General features: G+C 53.1%; 11 protein-coding genes. 9 read left to right on the forward strand and 2 right to left on the reverse strand.

Features of this window, described 5'->3' with window-relative positions; genetic code table 11:
* Nucleotide 1: 1 nt before the first annotated feature.
* Nucleotides 2-3,049, reverse strand: a complete 3,048-nt coding sequence (gene fdnG, locus ACLJRU_RS01025) for a formate dehydrogenase-N subunit alpha (RefSeq protein ID WP_077916183.1) — start codon at nucleotides 3,047-3,049, stop codon at nucleotides 2-4.
* Nucleotides 3,050-3,326: 277 nt separating this feature from the next.
* Between fdnG and yddG the strand changes: the two genes are divergently transcribed.
* The 3 genes from yddG (at nucleotide 3,327) to ACLJRU_RS01040 (ending at nucleotide 6,343) form a co-directional block, all read left to right on the forward strand.
* Nucleotides 3,327-4,208 carry an aromatic amino acid efflux DMT transporter YddG gene (gene yddG / locus ACLJRU_RS01030; protein WP_000203790.1) on the forward strand — a complete coding sequence of 294 codons (882 nt, stop codon included), beginning with the start codon at nucleotides 3,327-3,329 and terminating at the stop codon, nucleotides 4,206-4,208.
* 522 nt (nucleotides 4,209-4,730) lie between these two features.
* On the forward strand, nucleotides 4,731-5,819 hold the full coding sequence (gene ompD / locus ACLJRU_RS01035; protein WP_000769035.1) for a porin OmpD: 1,089 nt from the start codon (nucleotides 4,731-4,733) through the stop codon (nucleotides 5,817-5,819).
* Nucleotides 5,820-5,962: 143 nt separating this feature from the next.
* The gene (locus tag ACLJRU_RS01040) at nucleotides 5,963-6,343 is read left to right on the forward strand and encodes a GFA family protein (RefSeq protein ID WP_014343841.1); all 381 of its coding nucleotides are present in this window, start codon (nucleotides 5,963-5,965) and stop codon (nucleotides 6,341-6,343) included.
* Between the two features lie 24 nt (nucleotides 6,344-6,367).
* On the opposite strand, the gene smvA is transcribed toward ACLJRU_RS01040, so the two are convergent.
* Nucleotides 6,368-7,855 carry a methyl viologen efflux MFS transporter SmvA gene (gene smvA / locus ACLJRU_RS01045; RefSeq protein WP_023234947.1) on the reverse strand — a complete coding sequence of 496 codons (1,488 nt, stop codon included), beginning with the start codon at nucleotides 7,853-7,855 and terminating at the stop codon, nucleotides 6,368-6,370.
* Between the two features lie 117 nt (nucleotides 7,856-7,972).
* Here smvA and ACLJRU_RS01050 point away from each other — a divergent pair, with 117 nt between their 5' ends.
* The 6 genes from ACLJRU_RS01050 to narI all read left to right on the forward strand — a co-directional run bounded on the left by ACLJRU_RS01050 (nucleotide 7,973) and on the right by narI (nucleotide 16,898).
* Nucleotides 7,973-8,551, forward strand: coding sequence for a TetR family transcriptional regulator (locus ACLJRU_RS01050; protein ID WP_000121047.1), 579 nt, complete (start codon nucleotides 7,973-7,975; stop codon nucleotides 8,549-8,551).
* A gap of 213 nt (nucleotides 8,552-8,764) precedes the next feature.
* Nucleotides 8,765-10,153, forward strand: a complete 1,389-nt coding sequence (locus ACLJRU_RS01055) for a NarK family nitrate/nitrite MFS transporter (protein ID WP_001540046.1) — start codon at nucleotides 8,765-8,767, stop codon at nucleotides 10,151-10,153.
* Nucleotides 10,154-10,244: 91 nt separating this feature from the next.
* Nucleotides 10,245-13,985 (forward strand): nitrate reductase subunit alpha, encoded by a 3,741-nt coding sequence (locus ACLJRU_RS01060; protein WP_023234948.1) that lies wholly within the window; start codon nucleotides 10,245-10,247, stop codon nucleotides 13,983-13,985.
* Nucleotides 13,982-15,526, forward strand: coding sequence for a nitrate reductase subunit beta (gene narH / locus ACLJRU_RS01065; protein WP_000702595.1), 1,545 nt, complete (start codon nucleotides 13,982-13,984; stop codon nucleotides 15,524-15,526). The genes ACLJRU_RS01060 and narH overlap by 4 nt, the downstream gene beginning before the upstream one ends.
* Complete coding sequence (gene narW / locus ACLJRU_RS01070) at nucleotides 15,526-16,221, forward strand: nitrate reductase molybdenum cofactor assembly chaperone (RefSeq protein WP_023234949.1); 696 nt, start codon at nucleotides 15,526-15,528, stop codon at nucleotides 16,219-16,221. Before narH ends, narW begins: the two co-directional genes overlap by 1 nt.
* Nucleotides 16,218-16,898, forward strand: a complete 681-nt coding sequence (gene narI / locus ACLJRU_RS01075) for a respiratory nitrate reductase subunit gamma (protein ID WP_000617106.1) — start codon at nucleotides 16,218-16,220, stop codon at nucleotides 16,896-16,898. The genes narW and narI overlap by 4 nt, the downstream gene beginning before the upstream one ends.
* Nucleotides 16,899-16,949: the final 51 nt, after the last annotated feature.

A 16,949-nucleotide genomic window follows, 5' to 3' on the forward strand; every position in this document is an offset into this window, starting at 1 on the left:
CTTACGCCTTCTCGATGTTAACTAAAAACGCTTTGTATTCCGGCGTTTGCGAGTTGGCATCACCGACATTTGGCGTCAGAGTATTGGCGATATAGCCTTTGCGCGCGACACCCTCAAAGCCCCAGTGAATCGGGATCCCCACCGTTTCAACCTGCTGACCGTTGACATGCAGGGTGCGAAGACGACGAGTTACCACCGCGACCGCGCGAATAAACCCGCGTTTACTGCTCACCTTCACATAGTCGCCGTTAGCAATACCTTTCGCTGCCGCCAGCGTCTCACTGATCTCCACAAACTGTTCCGGCTGAGCGATAGCGTTAAGTAGCGCATGTTTGGTCCAGGTATGGAAATGCTCTGTGAGGCGGTAAGTCGTGCCTACGTACGGAAACTGCTCCTTCTTACCCATGCGCAGCGCATCTTCTTCATACAGACGCGCAGCCGGGTTCGAGACCACATTCGGGTGCAGCGGGTTAGTGCCCAGCGGCGTTTCCATCGGCTCGTAATGCTCAGGGAACGGTCCTTCCGCCATTTTATCAATAGCAAACAGACGTCCCAGCCCTTCCGGCTGCATGATAAATGGATTGGTCCCGCTCCCCGGCGCCGCGTTGTTAAAGTCCGGAATATCGTTCCCTGTCCACTTCGCGCCGTTCCACTGGATCAGCATCCGTTTTGGATCCCACGGTTTACCCTGCGGGTCCGCCGAAGCGCGGTTATACAATACGCGACGGTTTAGCGGCCACGCCCACGCCCAACCCAGTGTATTGCCAAGCCCTGACGGGTCGGCGTTATCACGTCTGGACATCTGGTTGCCCTGCTCCGTCCAGCTACCGGTATAAATCCAGCAGGAGGAGGATGTCGTACCGTCATCGCGCAGTAATGCAAAGCTGCTCAACAACTGGCCTTTCCTGGCAAGCAGTGTACCGTTGGCGTCACAGAGATCTTCCAGCGCATAGCCGTTGTTCTCTTTCGCCACTTCTTCCGAATGCGGTTCATCCGGCTGCTTGTAATTCCAGCTCATCTTCAATAGTGGTTCGGCGCCTTTACCGCCTTCTGCGCGATACATTTCACGCAGACGATGGTAAATACCGGCCAGAATCTCGCCGTCGTTACGCGCTTCGCCCGGCGCGTCCTGACCTTTCCAGTGCCACTGTAACCAGCGACCGGAGTTAGCGATAGAGCCATCCTCTTCCGCAAAACAGGTAGACGGCAGACGGAAGACTTCGGTCTGGATCGTTGTCGGATCGACATCATTAGATTCGCCGTGGTTCTGCCAGAACGTTGACGTTTCAGTCACCAGCGGATCGATAACGACCAGATACTTCAGTTTGCTTAAGCTTTGCACCACTTTGTTTTTGTCCGGGAAGGACGCCACCGGGTTAAAGCCCTGACAGAAATAGCCGGTGACTTTCCCGCTATCCATCATGTTGAAATATTTGATCACGTCATAGGACTGATCCCACTTAGGCAGCCAGGCAAAGCCCCAGTCATTCTCTTTCTGCGCCGCATCGCCATAGAAAGATTTCATCAGGCTGACGAAGAACTTAGGATAATTACCCCAGTAGTTGACCTGATCGGCCAGCGTCGCTTTGGGGGTATTCGCGGCCAGATAAGTTTGCAGATCGGCCTGTTTTTCCGATGGCAGCGTCAGGTAGCCCGGCAGGCTGGTGGAGAGCAGTCCTAAATCCGTTAAGCCCTGAATATTAGAGTGGCCGCGCAAGGCGTTCACACCGCCGCCAGCCATCCCCATATTGCCGAGCAGCAACTGGATCATCGCCATAGTACGGATGTTCTGCGCCCCGACGGTATGTTGCGTCCAGCCCAGCGCATACAGGAAGGTGGTAGTGCGATCCGGCGCGCTGGTAGAGGCCAACACCTCACACACCTTCAGGAAGTCCGCTTTCGGCGTACCGCAGATGTTTTCCACGACGTCCGGCGTATAGCGCGAAACGTGCTGCTTCAGCAGATTCCACACACAGCGTGGGTGCGTCAACGTTTCATCACGTTTGGCATAGCCGTTTTCATCGAACTGGTAGTTCCAGGAGGATTTATCGTACTGACGCTTTTGGGCGTCATAGCCGCTGAAAAGACCGTCTTCGAACGTAAAGTCTTCCCGCACCAGCAGGCTGGCGTTGGTGTAATGCTTAACGTATTCAGCGTTGATTTTGTTATTTTCGATCAGGTACAGCAAAACGCCGGACAGAAAGGTAATGTCTGTACCGGAACGTATTGGCGCATAGATATCCGCCACCGACGCCGTACGCGTAAAGCGTGGATCAACGACGATCAGCGTCGCATCGTTGTTGTTTTTCGCTTCCATCGCCCAGCGGAAACCCACCGGATGCGCTTCTGCGGCATTGCCGCCCATCACCATCACGACGTTGGCGTTTTTAATATCCACCCAGTGGTTGGTCATCGCACCGCGACCAAATGTTGGAGCAAGACTTGCTACCGTTGGTCCGTGTCAGACGCGCGCCTGGTTATCTACCGCCAGCATACCGAGAGAACGCGCAAACTTCTGCGTCAGCATACCCGTTTCATTGCTGGCCGCCGAGGCGCACAGCATCCCGGTAGAGAGCCAGCGGTTAACCGTGACGCCCTGCTCATTCTTTTCAATAAAGTTGGCGTCGCGGTCGGCTTTCATTAATTTAGCAATACGAGTGAAAGCGTCATCCCAGCTAATGCGCTGCCACTTGTCGGAACCCGGCGCGCGGTATTCCGGATAGCGTAGGCGATCTTCACTGTGAACATAGTCCAGCAAACCGGCCCCTTTCGGGCACAGCGCGCCACGGCTTACCGGATGATCCGGGTCGCCTTCAATATGGTAAATCGCTTCTTTCGCGTTTTTTGCCCCATCTCCCAGGCTATACATTAATAGCCCGCAACCTACGGAACAGTATGTGCAGGAGTTACGGATCTCTTTTGCGCGCAACAGTTTATAGTTTCGCGCCTGAGCCAGGGCCATTTTAGGGGTAAAACCCAGTGCGGCCACCGTTGTTCCCGCCATACCGCCCGCGCAGATTTTAAAAAATTGTCTGCGGCTGACGTCCATTGCTTTCCTCTTTTTTCCACGGATGCACGCCTCCTTCGAACTGCAGCAAAACCTCAGCCCAGGATGCGTGTATAACTTCGCGAGGAAACTAACAGCAAAATCGATAACTTTTTTGCGTCAAATCAATATTGAAACGGTTCCGCTATTAAATAGCCCTATTTTTAAACCGCAATAACTCCAGGGAGGTACTAAAAAATGACACTGCATGGCATCGCCCTCGGAAAAAGTGCTATAAGTGGCAGTTTATTTTGCGCGGTATTCAGGACAGTCACAAAGCATGACATCACAAAAAGCAACGCTAATAGGGCTTGTTGCCATCGTTCTGTGGAGCACGATGGTTGGGTTAATTCGCGGCGTCAGCGAAGGTCTTGGACCGGTAGGCGGCGCAGCCATGATCTATTCATTAAGCGGCCTGCTGCTGATTTTTACCGTCGGATTACCTGATATCCGCCGTTTCCCGGGGCGATACCTCATCGCAGGCAGCGTACTGTTTGTCAGTTATGAAATATGCCTGGCGCTTTCTCTCGGTTATGCCGCCACTCGCCATCAGGCTATCGAAGTCGGCATGGTTAACTATTTATGGCCCAGCCTGACCATTCTGTTTGCCATTCTTTTTAATGGGCAAAAAACTAACTGGCTTATTGTTCCTGGATTGCTTATTGCACTTACTGGCGTTTGCTGGGTTCTGGGGGGCGAGAATGGTCTTAATCCAGAAGAAATTATCAGCAATGTCGCCACCAGTCCGCTAAGTTATTTACTGGCATTTCTTGGGGCGTTTATATGGGCGACGTACTGCACCGTCACAAATAAATATGCGCGTGGTTTTAACGGTATCACAGTCTTTGTGTTACTCACCGCCGTGGCGCTGTGGTTCCACTATTTTCTTACGCCGCAACCTGCCATGATATTTAGCCTACCGGTGATTGCTAAACTTTTTACCGCGGCATTAACGTTAGGGTTTGCCTACGCCGCATGGAATGTGGGCATACTTCATGGCAATGTGACTATCATGGCCGTAGGGTCTTATTTTACCCCCGTCATGTCCTCTGCTCTGGCCGCGCTGTTACTCAGCTCACCACTGTCATTCTCCTTCTGGCAAGGCGCAGTCATGGTTTGCGTAGGTTCGCTACTTTGTTGGCTGGCAACGCGGCGGCGCTAAGCGACGGGCGGGCCGATATTGATATTAAATCGACCCGCTGTACCTTGACACTCTTCATAACACAACTACGCTTTTATCTATTGCCTGTGCGTATTTGACGATTTTCCATTTTCACGTGCTCCTCCTGCGCCATACCAGGATTGCGCTGGTAAAAATGAATTTTATAAAATCGTTAAACATGTTAATGTAATGATATAATTATATTAACAAATATATAATTAACGTTAGCTCGCAACTGTTATTAGTGCATATAATAATCAATCGTTACTACCAAAAATAAAATCATAAACAGCCCAATAGTCCCCTCCGAAAATATATTTTATTAGACAGTCCCTAATTGAATTAATACTCTCAAATGTATTAAGGAGATCTCGATCACACAAATTAAAATAATTTGTAATCTTATGAAACTTATTATTGAACTTATGCCACTCCGTCATTTAAAAATAGTCTGCCATTGACAAACGCCTCGTTTAACAATGGTTGAGGAAACACGCTAAGAAAATTATAAGGATTATTAAAATGAAACTTAAGTTAGTGGCAGTGGCAGTGACTTCCCTGTTGGCAGCAGGCGTTGTAAATGCAGCCGAGGTATATAACAAAGACGGCAATAAACTGGATCTGTACGGTAAAGTTCACGCTCAGCATTATTTCTCTGATGATAACGGAAGTGATGGTGACAAAACTTACGCGCGTCTGGGCTTCAAAGGCGAAACGCAGATCAACGATCAGTTAACCGGTTTTGGCCAGTGGGAATATGAATTCAAAGGCAACCGTACTGAAAGCCAGGGCGCTGACAAAGACAAAACCCGTCTGGCGTTTGCTGGTCTGAAATTCGCTGACTACGGTTCTTTCGACTACGGTCGTAACTACGGCGTTGCTTACGACATCGGCGCATGGACCGACGTTCTGCCAGAGTTTGGTGGCGATACCTGGACTCAGACTGACGTCTTCATGACTGGCCGTACTACTGGTGTTGCCACCTACCGTAACACTGACTTCTTTGGCCTGGTTGAAGGTCTGAACTTCGCCGCGCAGTACCAGGGCAAAAACGACCGTGACGGCGCGTACGAGTCTAACGGCGACGGTTTCGGTCTGTCCGCAACGTATGAGTACGAAGGTTTTGGCGTAGGTGCGGCCTATGCGAAGTCTGACCGTACTAACAACCAGGTGAAAGCAGCGAGCAACCTGAATGCTGCGGGTAAAAACGCTGAAGTCTGGGCTGCTGGTCTGAAATATGATGCGAACAACATCTACCTGGCGACCACCTACTCCGAAACGCTGAACATGACCACCTTTGGTGAAGATGCAGCGGGTGATGCGTTTATCGCGAATAAAACCCAGAACTTCGAAGCGGTTGCTCAGTATCAGTTCGACTTCGGTCTGCGTCCGTCCATCGCTTACCTGAAATCCAAAGGTAAAAACCTGGGTACTTACGGCGACCAGGATCTGGTTGAGTACATCGATGTTGGCGCAACCTACTACTTCAACAAAAACATGTCCACCTTCGTTGATTACAAAATCAACCTGCTGGACGACAGCGACTTCACCAAAGCGGCTAAAGTGTCTACCGACAACATCGTTGCTGTTGGTCTGAACTACCAGTTCTAATTTTGTTGTAGTCTGAATACAAAGCCAGTCCTTTCAGGGCTGGCTTTTTCTCTTGATGTAGACTCGGTCATAAGGAGTATGCCGTGCAGACGTTCACTGGTCGTTGTCTTTGCGGACAGAGCCATTTTACCGTTGACATCGAAATGCTGGATGTCTATGCCTGCCATTGTACGCTGTGTCAAAAATGGTCGGGTGGAATAGCCATGTATCTGGAAGCCTGCGGGCAACCACAGCTAGCCCCCCTTTCCCCGGAACCGCCATACTTTTCATCCTCTTCGCGCGGCGAACGCTACTTCTGTTCCGGCTGCGGGTGTCCGCTGTGGTTCCGGCTTACCGATACCGATCGCTATTTTATTCCCTGGACCTTACTGGAACTGAACGAAGTTGATCGCCGTCGGCTGATTCTGGCTGCGGAAATTTATACCGAAACCCAGCCTGCCTTCTGGAGACTGACGGGGCAATACGCACGCCTCAGCGGTAAAGAGGTTGAGGAAATGGACTCCCCCTGCCAGCTAGCGCATTAAGCGCTTATCTCACCAGGCGTTATGTTATCGGCGTTGGGCTTTTGCCAGGCTGAACCACATCCCTACCGCCAGCAAAAGAAGCATACTCCCGGCGCTGCTTAACGCCACGCTATGCGACCAGATAAAGGCATGTCTGGCGGCGTCCAGTATTGCCTGCCCCTGCGTGGGCGGTAGGCTATTCGCCAACTGCACGGCTTCTCCCATTGAAGATGACGCTCTGGCAATCTCTTGCGCCTCAAGCCCGGCAGGCAGACGGATAGACGCGGAGAAGCTACGGCTTAACAACAGGCCGAAAATGGCGATGCCCAGTCCCGCGCCCAGTTCATAAGCCATCGTTTCTATCGCGCCGGCCGCCGCCGCTTTTTCTGCCGGCGCAGCGGCCATAATTGCCGACGTGGAAGCCAGCAATGCGCTGGCTGCGCTAAATCCCAGCAGCGCCATCAGCCCCCAGGCCTGCCATTGTTGGGTGCTGAAATCCGTCATCGCCAGGCCATAAAAACTCAGCGCGCTTAACGCCATGCCGCCCGTCGCGACCAGCCGTAACCCCAGACGCGAGACCAGCGCGCCCGCAATCGGCCCGCTGAATCCACTGGCGACCATCACCGGCAGCATAAATACCCCGGCCTCATAAGGCGATAGCCCGTGAACAAACTGTAGCTCTTGCGCCATCAGCAGCTCAAAACCCACCAGAGTGATCATCGCGGTCATCGCCATCACGACGCCGCTCAGGATAATGCGATGGGTAAATAGTCGCATATCAATCATCGGACGCGATGTCGCAAGCTGTGTGCGGATAAAGAGTCCCAGGAGCAGCGTGCCGGTAAGCAGGGTAAGCGAGATGGCCCACAGCGACAAATTCCCTTTCAGCGCGGTTTTAGCGCTATAGACCAACAGCAAAATGGCAATAATCAGCATCACCGCATGGCCAAGATTGAGCGGTTGATCGCGACGGCCCGCCTGGCGAGGAACATAGCGGGCGGTTAAGCCCATGACGACCAGCACAATCGGCACGTTGATCAGGAAAACCGATCCCCAGTAAAAATGCTCTAATAATATGCCGCCGATGAGCGGCCCAAACGCCGCTCCGCCCGAACCTACCGCTGCCCAGACGCCCAGCGCCATGTTGCGATGCTTCTCTTCACAAAAGGTAGCGCGTATTCCGGCCAGCGTCGCCGGTACAATCATCGCCGCGCCAATAGCCAGTAATACCCTGGTGGCGATAAGCCAACTGGCGGTATACGAAAACGCTGCCGCCAATGACGCCAGGCCAAAGAGCGTCCCGCCCAGCATCAGCAGGCGTTTAAAACCGATACGATCGCCAAGCGCGCCCATCGGCAACACCATGCCAGCCATGACCAAAGAATAAATATCAATGATCCACAGCAGCTCGTTGCCGCTAGCCCCCAGTGTCATACTCAGTGTCGGCGCGGCAACATGCAAGACCGTGGCATCAATGGCGACAGGAATATAGACCAGCACAATAATGACTAACGTTAACCACTGACGAAACATAACTCTCCCTTCAAAAACTCAAATTTGGACGCTTGTCCAGTTTCAGGATCCTACGGTAAGTTGAACGAATGTCCAGCTTTTTGTTACACTGCGCGCATTGGCTAATGTGGGGAAAATATGAGTTACCTTAACCGGGATGAACGCCGCGAAGTGATCCTGCAAGCGGCGATGCGCGTGGCGCTGGCAGAGGGGTTTACCGCCATGACGGTGCGACGAATCGCATCAGAAGCCGATGTCGCCGCCGGCCAGGTGCATCACCACTTCAGCTCGGCGGGCGAGCTCAAAGCGCTGGCCTTTGTCCATTTGATCCGCACCCTGCTTGATGCCGGGCAAGTTCCGCCGCCCGCCACCTGGCGTGCACGGCTTCACGCTATGTTGGGTAGCGAAGACGGCGGCTTTGAGCCTTACATAAAATTGTGGCGAGAGGCGCAAATTCTGGCCGATCGGGATCCGCACATCAAAGATGCTTATCTCCTCACGATGCAGATGTGGCATGAGGAAACGGTCACAATTATCGAGCAGGGCAAACAGGCAGGAGAATTTACGTTTACTGCTAACGCCACGGATATCGCCTGGCGGCTTATCGCACTGGTGTGCGGGCTAGACGGTATGTATGTGCTGGGTATTCCGGAAATGGCCGATCCCGCGTTTAAATACCATCTGGATCGTATGATTACGCTTGAACTCTTTGCGTAAAGTTACAAATAATTTAATAAAAATCACTTTTAGTTTACAAATGGTAACAATTAAGAAACATCATATCTCCTCTTCGCGCCGTGCTGGCCTGGTTTTTTATCTATTCTTTCACTCAATATTCTAAAAAAACTTCAATAAGTTCTCAAAAGAGCGCGTGACGCTCTGTCTCTTTTTTGTGTTTTTTTCAAATAATATGCGCATGTGAGGGGTAAAATGACACGACAAAACGAGAATTATAACCGTTATCTCTTGAGTGACTGGCGACCCGAAAATCCAGCCTTCTGGAAGAATAAAGGGAAAGGCATCGCCAGAAGAAACTTATGTATTTCAGTAAGTTGTTTGCTCCTTGCATTTTGCGTCTGGATGTTGTTTAGCGCTGTTGCCGTCAACCTCAATAAAATTGGATTTAATTTTACCACCGACCAACTCTTTTTATTAACCGCACTACCTTCTCTTTCCGGCGCAATATTACGCGTTCCCTACTCCTTTATGGTACCACTGTTTGGTGGCCGTAAATGGACCGTATTAAGTACCGTAATATTGATTATTCCCTGCGCCTGGCTGGGATTCGCCGTGCAAAATCCTGCCACCCCTTTCGGGGTATTTATGCTCATCGCTCTGTTGTGCGGTTTTGCGGGGGCAAACTTCGCGTCCAGTATGGGCAACATCAGTTTTTTCTTTCCAAAAGCCAGACAAGGTAGCGCGTTGGGTATTAACGGCGGACTGGGAAATCTTGGCGTCAGTGTGATGCAGTTGATTGCGCCGCTGGTTATTTTTCTGCCGATATTTACTTTTTTAGGCGTCCGGAGCGTGCCGCAACCTGATGGCTCCCTGCTCGCCCTCACTAACGCAGCCTGGATCTGGGTGCCGTTACTGGCTGTCGCGACGCTTGCCGCCTGGTTTGGTATGAACGATATCGGCAGTTCAAAAGCGTCTGTCGCCTCGCAATTGCCGGTGCTAAAACGTCTGCACCTGTGGCTGCTTAGCCTGTTGTACCTGGCGACATTCGGGTCATTCATCGGCTTTTCCGCAGGTTTCGCCATGCTCGCCAAAACGCAATTTCCCGACGTAAACATTCTGCAACTGGCGTTCTTTGGCCCCTTTATCGGCGCGCTGGCGCGATCGGCAGGCGGCGTGATCTCCGATAAATTCGGCGGCGTTCGCGTCACGCTCATTAATTTTATTTTTATGGCGCTGTTTACCGCCCTGCTATTCCTCACGCTGCCAGGCTCCGGCGCAGGCAGCTTTAGCGCGTTCTATCTTGTTTTTATGGGCCTGTTTTTGACAGCGGGTCTCGGCAGCGGTTCTACCTTCCAGATGATTGCGGTGATCTTCCGGCAGATCACGCTCTACAACGTCAAACTGCGCGGCGGGAGCGATGAGCAGGCGCAGCGCGAAGCGGTGACGGATACCGCCGCCGCGCTCGGTTTTATCTCCGCTATTGGCGCTGTGGGCGGCTTCTTTATTCCAAAAGCGTTTGGCACCTCTTTGGCCTTGACCGGCTCGCCGGTGGGCGCCATGAAAATCTTTTTGCTGTTTTACATCGCTTGCGTCCTGCTGACCTGGCTGGTCTACGGGCGTCGTAAGCCTAAACAACAATAACAACATACGCACCTGTAGGACGGCCATCCGGCAATGGTTTAACGCCAAATCGACAGGATGGCGGAAAATTTATCGAAGCAGGAGAAATGTCATGAGTAAACTGTTGGATCGCTTTCGTTACTTTAAACAAAAAGGCGATACCTTTGCCGACGGCCATGGTCAGGTGATGCATACCAACCGCGACTGGGAAGACAGTTATCGCCAGCGCTGGCAGTTTGATAAGATCGTGCGCTCAACCCACGGCGTCAACTGCACGGGCTCCTGTAGTTGGAAAATTTATGTCAAAAACGGTCTGGTGACGTGGGAAACCCAGCAAACCGACTACCCGCGCACGCGTCCCGATTTACCGAACCATGAACCGCGCGGCTGCCCGCGCGGCGCCAGCTACTCCTGGTATCTCTATAGCGCCAATCGTTTGAAATACCCTCTGGTACGTAAGCGGCTGATAGAACTGTGGCGCGAGGCCCTTTCCCGGCACAGCGATCCGGTGCTGGCATGGGAATCTATAATGAACGACCCGCAAAAATGCCAAAGTTACAAACAGGTGCGCGGACATGGCGGCTTTATTCGTTCGAACTGGAAAGAGCTGAATCAGCTCATTGCCGCCGCTAACGTCTGGACAATCAAAACCTATGGTCCGGATCGTGTGGCGGGATTTTCACCTATTCCGGCAATGTCGATGGTTTCTTACGCCGCCGGAACACGTTATCTGTCATTGCTTGGCGGTACTTGTCTGAGCTTCTATGACTGGTATTGCGATCTTCCGCCCGCGTCGCCAATGACCTGGGGCGAGCAGACTGACGTGCCGGAGTCCGCCGACTGGTATAACTCAGCCTACATTATTGCCTGGGGCTCTAACGTGCCGCAGACGCGTACCCCGGACGCCCACTTCTTTACCGAAGTGCGCTACAAAGGCACCAAGACTATCGCCATCACCCCGGACTATTCCGAAGTCGCTAAACTGTGCGATCAGTGGCTGGCGCCAAAGCAAGGTACCGACAGCGCGCTGGCGATGGCTATGGGTCACGTTATTTTAAAAGAGTTTCATCTCGATAATCCCAGCGACTATTTTCTTAACTATTGCCGCCGTTATACCGACATGCCAATGCTGGTCCTGTTGGATGAGCGCGCAGACGGCAGTTATGTACCGGGGCGTATGATGCGCGCGTCGGATCTGGTGGATGGACTGGGAGAAGCCAATAATCCGGAATGGAAAACCGTCGCGCTCAACAGTACGGGCGAACTGGTCGCGCCCAACGGTTCTATCGGTTTTCGCTGGGGTGAAAAGGGGAAATGGAACCTGGAACCGGTGGCGGCGGGCGTCGAAACTGAACTGTCGCTCTCTTTACTCGGCCAGCATGATGATGTGGCGGGTGTCGCCTTCCCCTATTTTGGCGGTAACGAAAACCCACATTTCCGCAGCGTGCGGCAGGAACCGGTGCTGGTACGTCAGTTACCGGTGAAACGCCTGGCTCTGGCGGACGGTAGCGAGCGGATGGTCGTCAGCGTTTACGATCTGGTGCTGGCTAATTATGGGCTGGATCGTGGTCTGGATGACTGCCATAGCGCCAATAATTATAACGACGTAAAAGCCTACACGCCGGCCTGGGGAGAACAGATTACCGGCGTGCCGCGTCGACATATCGAAACTATTGCACGTGAATTTGCCGAGACCGCCCATAAAACTCACGGTCGTTCGATGATCATCCTCGGCGCGGGAGTGAATCACTGGTATCACATGGATATGAATTACCGTGGGATGATTAACATGCTGGTGTTCTGCGGCTGTGTTGGACAAACCGGCGGCGGCTGGGCGCACTATGTCGGCCAGGAAAAGCTGCGGCCGCAAACCGGCTGGCTGCCGCTGGCCTTCGCGCTGGACTGGAATCGCCCGCCGCGTCAGATGAACAGTACCTCGTTTTTCTACAACCATGCCAGCCAGTGGCGCTATGAAAAACTGACTGCGCAAGAGTTGCTGTCGCCGCTGGCCGATCCGGCTAAATTTTCCGGACACCTGATCGATTTCAACGTGCGCGCGGAACGTATGGGCTGGCTACCCTCGGCGCCGCAGCTTAATCTTAACCCGCTCAGCGTGAAAGCGAGCGCCGATAAAGCCGGGCTGTCTGCGGCGGATTATACCGTGCAGGCGTTGAAATCAGGCGCTATCCGTTTTGCCTGCGAACAGCCTGACAGTGGTCATAATCACCCGCGAAATTTATTTGTCTGGCGCTCTAACCTGCTCGGCTCCTCCGGGAAAGGTCATGAGTACATGCTCAAATATCTGCTGGGCACAGACAGCGGTATCCAGGGCGAAGCGCTGGGCTCCAGCGAAGGAATTAAGCCTGAAGAGGTAGAATGGCAGTCCGCCGCGATTGAGGGCAAGCTCGATCTGTTGGTCACGCTTGATTTCCGTATGTCCAGTACCTGTCTGTTTTCCGATATCGTTTTGCCGACCGCCACCTGGTATGAAAAAGACGATATGAATACCTCGGATATGCATCCGTTTATCCACCCCCTTTCCGCCGCGGTCGATCCTGCCTGGGAATCCAAAAGCGACTGGGAGATCTACAAAGGTATCGCCAGCGTCTTTTCTGAGGTGTGTGTCGGACATCTCGGACAGGAAACCGATGTGGTGTTACACCCGCTCCAGCATGATTCCCCGGCGGAACTGGCGCAGCCATTTGATATTCTCGACTGGCGTAAAGGCGAGTGCGAACTTATTCCGGGCAAAACCGCCCCCAATATCGTCGTGATTGAACGCGATTATCCGGCCACCTATGAACGGTTTACCTCGCTGGGTCCCCTGCTGGATAAATTAGGCAACGGCGGTAAGGGTATTGCCTGGAATACGCAAGATGAAGTCGATTTCCTCGGTAAGCTCAATTACACCAAACACGATGGTCCGGCGAAAGGACGTCCGCGAATAGACACCGCGCTGGATGCTTCGGAAGTGATTCTTGCCTTAGCGCCGGAAACCAACGGCCAGGTGGCGGTGAAAGCCTGGCAGGCGTTGGGCGAGATGACCGGGCGCGAGCACACCCATCTGGCCATCAATAAAGAAGATGAGAAAATTCGCTTTCGTGATATCCAGGCGCAACCGCGCAAAATTATCTCCAGCCCGACCTGGTCAGGGCTGGAAAGCGAGCATGTCTCTTATAACGCCGGCTATACCAACGTACATGAACTGATCCCGTGGCGCACGTTGTCGGGGCGGCAACAACTCTATCAGGATCATGCGTGGATGCGCGCTTTTGGTGAAAGCCTGGTGGCATATCGTCCGCCGATTGATACCCGCAGCGTCAGCGAAATGCGAGAAATTCCGCCCAACGGTTTCCCGGAAAAAGCGCTTAACTTCCTGACGCCGCACCAGAAATGGGGAATTCACTCCACCTACAGCGAAAACCTGCTGATGCTGACCTTGTCGCGCGGCGGGCCGATTGTCTGGATCAGCGAAGCCGATGCCCGTGAACTGGGTATTGAAGATAACGACTGGATTGAAGCCTTCAACGCTAATGGCGCCCTTACCGCTCGTGCGGTGGTCAGCCAGCGCGTCCCGCCGGGTATGACCATGATGTACCACGCCCAGGAGCGGATTATGAACATTCCGGGTTCGGAAGTCACCGGGATGCGCGGCGGGATCCATAACTCCGTGACCCGGGTCTGTCCAAAACCGACGCATATGATCGGCGGCTATGCGCAACTGGCTTACGGCTTCAACTATTACGGAACCGTGGGTTCGAATCGCGATGAATTCATCATGATCAGGAAGATAAAAAACATTAACTGGCTGGATGATGAGGGCCGGGATCAGGTACAGGAGGCGAAAAAATGAAAATACGCTCACAGGTTGGGATGGTACTGAATCTCGATAAATGTATTGGCTGTCACACCTGCTCCGTCACCTGTAAAAACGTCTGGACCGGACGTGAAGGGATGGAATACGCATGGTTCAATAACGTCGAAACTAAACCGGGTATCGGCTATCCCAAAAACTGGGAAGACCAGCAGGAGTGGCAAGGCGGTTGGGTTCGTGATGTTAATGGCAAGATAAGGCCCCGTCTGGGCGGCAAAATGGGGGTAATTAGCAAAATTTTCGCCAACCCGGTGATTCCACAAATCGATGATTACTATGAACCCTTTACCTTCGATTATCAGCATTTACATAATGCGCCGGAGAGTAAGCATCAGCCCACTGCCCGTCCTCGTTCACTGATTGACGGAAAACGGATGGACAAGGTGATCTGGGGGCCAAACTGGGAAGAGCTGCTCGGCGGCGAGTTTGAAAAACGCGCCCGCGACCGCAACTTCGACAACATACAAAAAGAGATGTACGGTCAGTTCGAAAACACCTTCATGATGTACCTGCCGCGCCTGTGCGAACACTGCCTGAACCCCAGTTGTGTCGCCACCTGCCCAAGTGGCGCTATTTATAAGCGTGAAGAAGACGGCATCGTGCTAATCGACCAGGATAAATGCCGGGGCTGGCGTTTGTGTATCAGCGGCTGCCCGTACAAAAAAATCTACTTTAACTGGAAGAGCGGCAAGTCTGAGAAGTGCATATTCTGCTATCCGCGTATTGAATCCGGTCAGCCGACCGTTTGTTCGGAAACCTGCGTCGGGCGCATCCGTTATCTTGGCGTTCTGCTCTATGACGCCGACAGGATTGAAGAAGCGGCCAGTACCGAACACGAGACAGATTTGTATGAACGTCAGTGCGATGTGTTTCTCAATCCGCACGATCCGGCGGTCATCGAAGAGGCGCTTAAACAAGGCATCCCGCAAAACGTCATCGACGCCGCCCAACGGTCGCCGGTGTACAAAATGGCGATGGACTGGAAGCTGGCGCTTCCGCTGCACCCGGAATACCGTACCCTGCCGATGGTCTGGTACGTACCGCCGCTATCGCCCATCCAGTCATACGCTGACGCGGGCGGGTTGCCGCACAATGGCAATATTCTGCCGGCGGTGGAAACGCTGCGTATTCCAGTCCAGTACCTGGCCAATATGCTCAGCGCGGGCGATACCGGCCCGGTCATTCGGGCTCTAAAGCGGATGATGGCGATGCGCCACTACATGCGCTCGCAGACGGTTGAAGGCGTGACGGATACCCGCGCGATTGACGAAGTGGGTCTGAGCGTACAACAGGTTGAAGAGATGTATCGCTACCTGGCGATTGCCAATTATGAAGATCGTTTTGTCATTCCCACCAGCCACCGGGAAATGGCGCGCGACGCCTTTCCGGAGCGCAACGGCTGCGGCTTTACTTTTGGCGACGGTTGTCACGGCTCGGATACCAAATTCAACCTGTTCAACAGTAGCCGTATTGATGCCATCAATATCACCGAAGTACGTGATAAAGCGGAGGGGGAATAATGCAAATCCTCAAAGCGATTGGCCTGTTGATGGAGTATCCGGACGACGAGTTGTGGGAATGTCGGGATGAAGCGCTCACCCTTATCCAACACGATGCGCCAATGCTGGCCGACCTCACTCGCGAGCTGCTTTATGCGCCGTTACTGGATAAACAAGCAGAATGGTGTGAAGTGTTTGACCGCGGGCGCGCCACTTCATTGCTGTTATTCGAGCATGTTCATGCGGAGTCCCGCGATCGCGGCCAGGCGATGGTCGATTTGTTAAGCCAGTATGAAACCGTGGGCCTGCAGCTCAACTGCCGCGAACTGCCGGATCATCTGCCGCTCTATCTGGAGTACTTAAGCGTGTTGCCGGAAGCGGAAGCGCGCGAGGGATTACAGAATATTGCCCCTATTCTGGCGCTACTGGGCGGTCGTCTGAAACAGCGAGGAACGCCGTGGTATCAACTGTTTGACGCCCTGTTGAAGCTGGCGGGCAGTTCGTTGACAAGTGACAGTGTCACCAAACAGATTATTCAGGAATCGCGGGATGATACCCGTCAGGCACTGGATGCCGTCTGGGAAGAAGAACAGGTGAAGTTTATCGAAGATAACGCCACGACCTGTGACAGTTCACCGTTACACCATTATCAACGACGCTTTAGCCAGGACGCGGCGCCGCAGTACGTCGACGTCAGCGCGGGAGGCCCGAAATGATACAGTACCTGAACGTCTTTTTTTACGACATCTACCCCTATATTTGCGCCACGGTATTCTTCCTCGGCAGTTGGCTGCGCTATGACTACGGACAATATACCTGGCGCGCGTCGTCCAGCCAGATGCTGGATAAGCGCGGGATGGTGATATGGTCGAATCTGTTCCATATTGGCATTCTGGGGATCTTTTTTGGCCATCTGTTTGGAATGCTGACGCCACACTGGATGTATGCCTGGTTCCTGCCGATTGCGGTAAAACAGCAGATGGCGATGATCCTCGGCGGCGTGTGCGGCGTATTAACGTTGATCGGCGGCGCGGGATTACTGTGGCGTCGTCTGACCAATCAGCGTGTGCGGGCGACATCCACTACACCTGATATTATCATCATGAGCATTTTGCTGATTCAGTGCCTGCTTGGCCTGAGCACCATTCCGTTTTCGGCGCAATATCCGGATGGCAGCGAAATGATGAAGTTGGTGGGCTGGGCGCAAAGTATTGTCACCTTCCGCGGCGGGTCTTCGGAAATGCTGAGCGGTGTGGCGTTTGTTTTCCGCGTTCATCTGGTGCTGGGAATGACTATTTTCCTGCTCTTCCCGTTCACCCGCCTGGTTCATGTCTGGAGCGCGCCGTTTGAGTATTTCACCCGTCGCTACCAGATTGTTCGTACCCGCCGCTAATTCTCTTTGCCCGGGGGTACGCTTACCGGGCAAAGAAAACACATGGGCGTC

It is taken from the genome of Salmonella sp. SAL00653, assembly GCF_046552515.1.
GTDB lineage: Bacteria > Pseudomonadota > Gammaproteobacteria > Enterobacterales > Enterobacteriaceae > Salmonella > Salmonella enterica.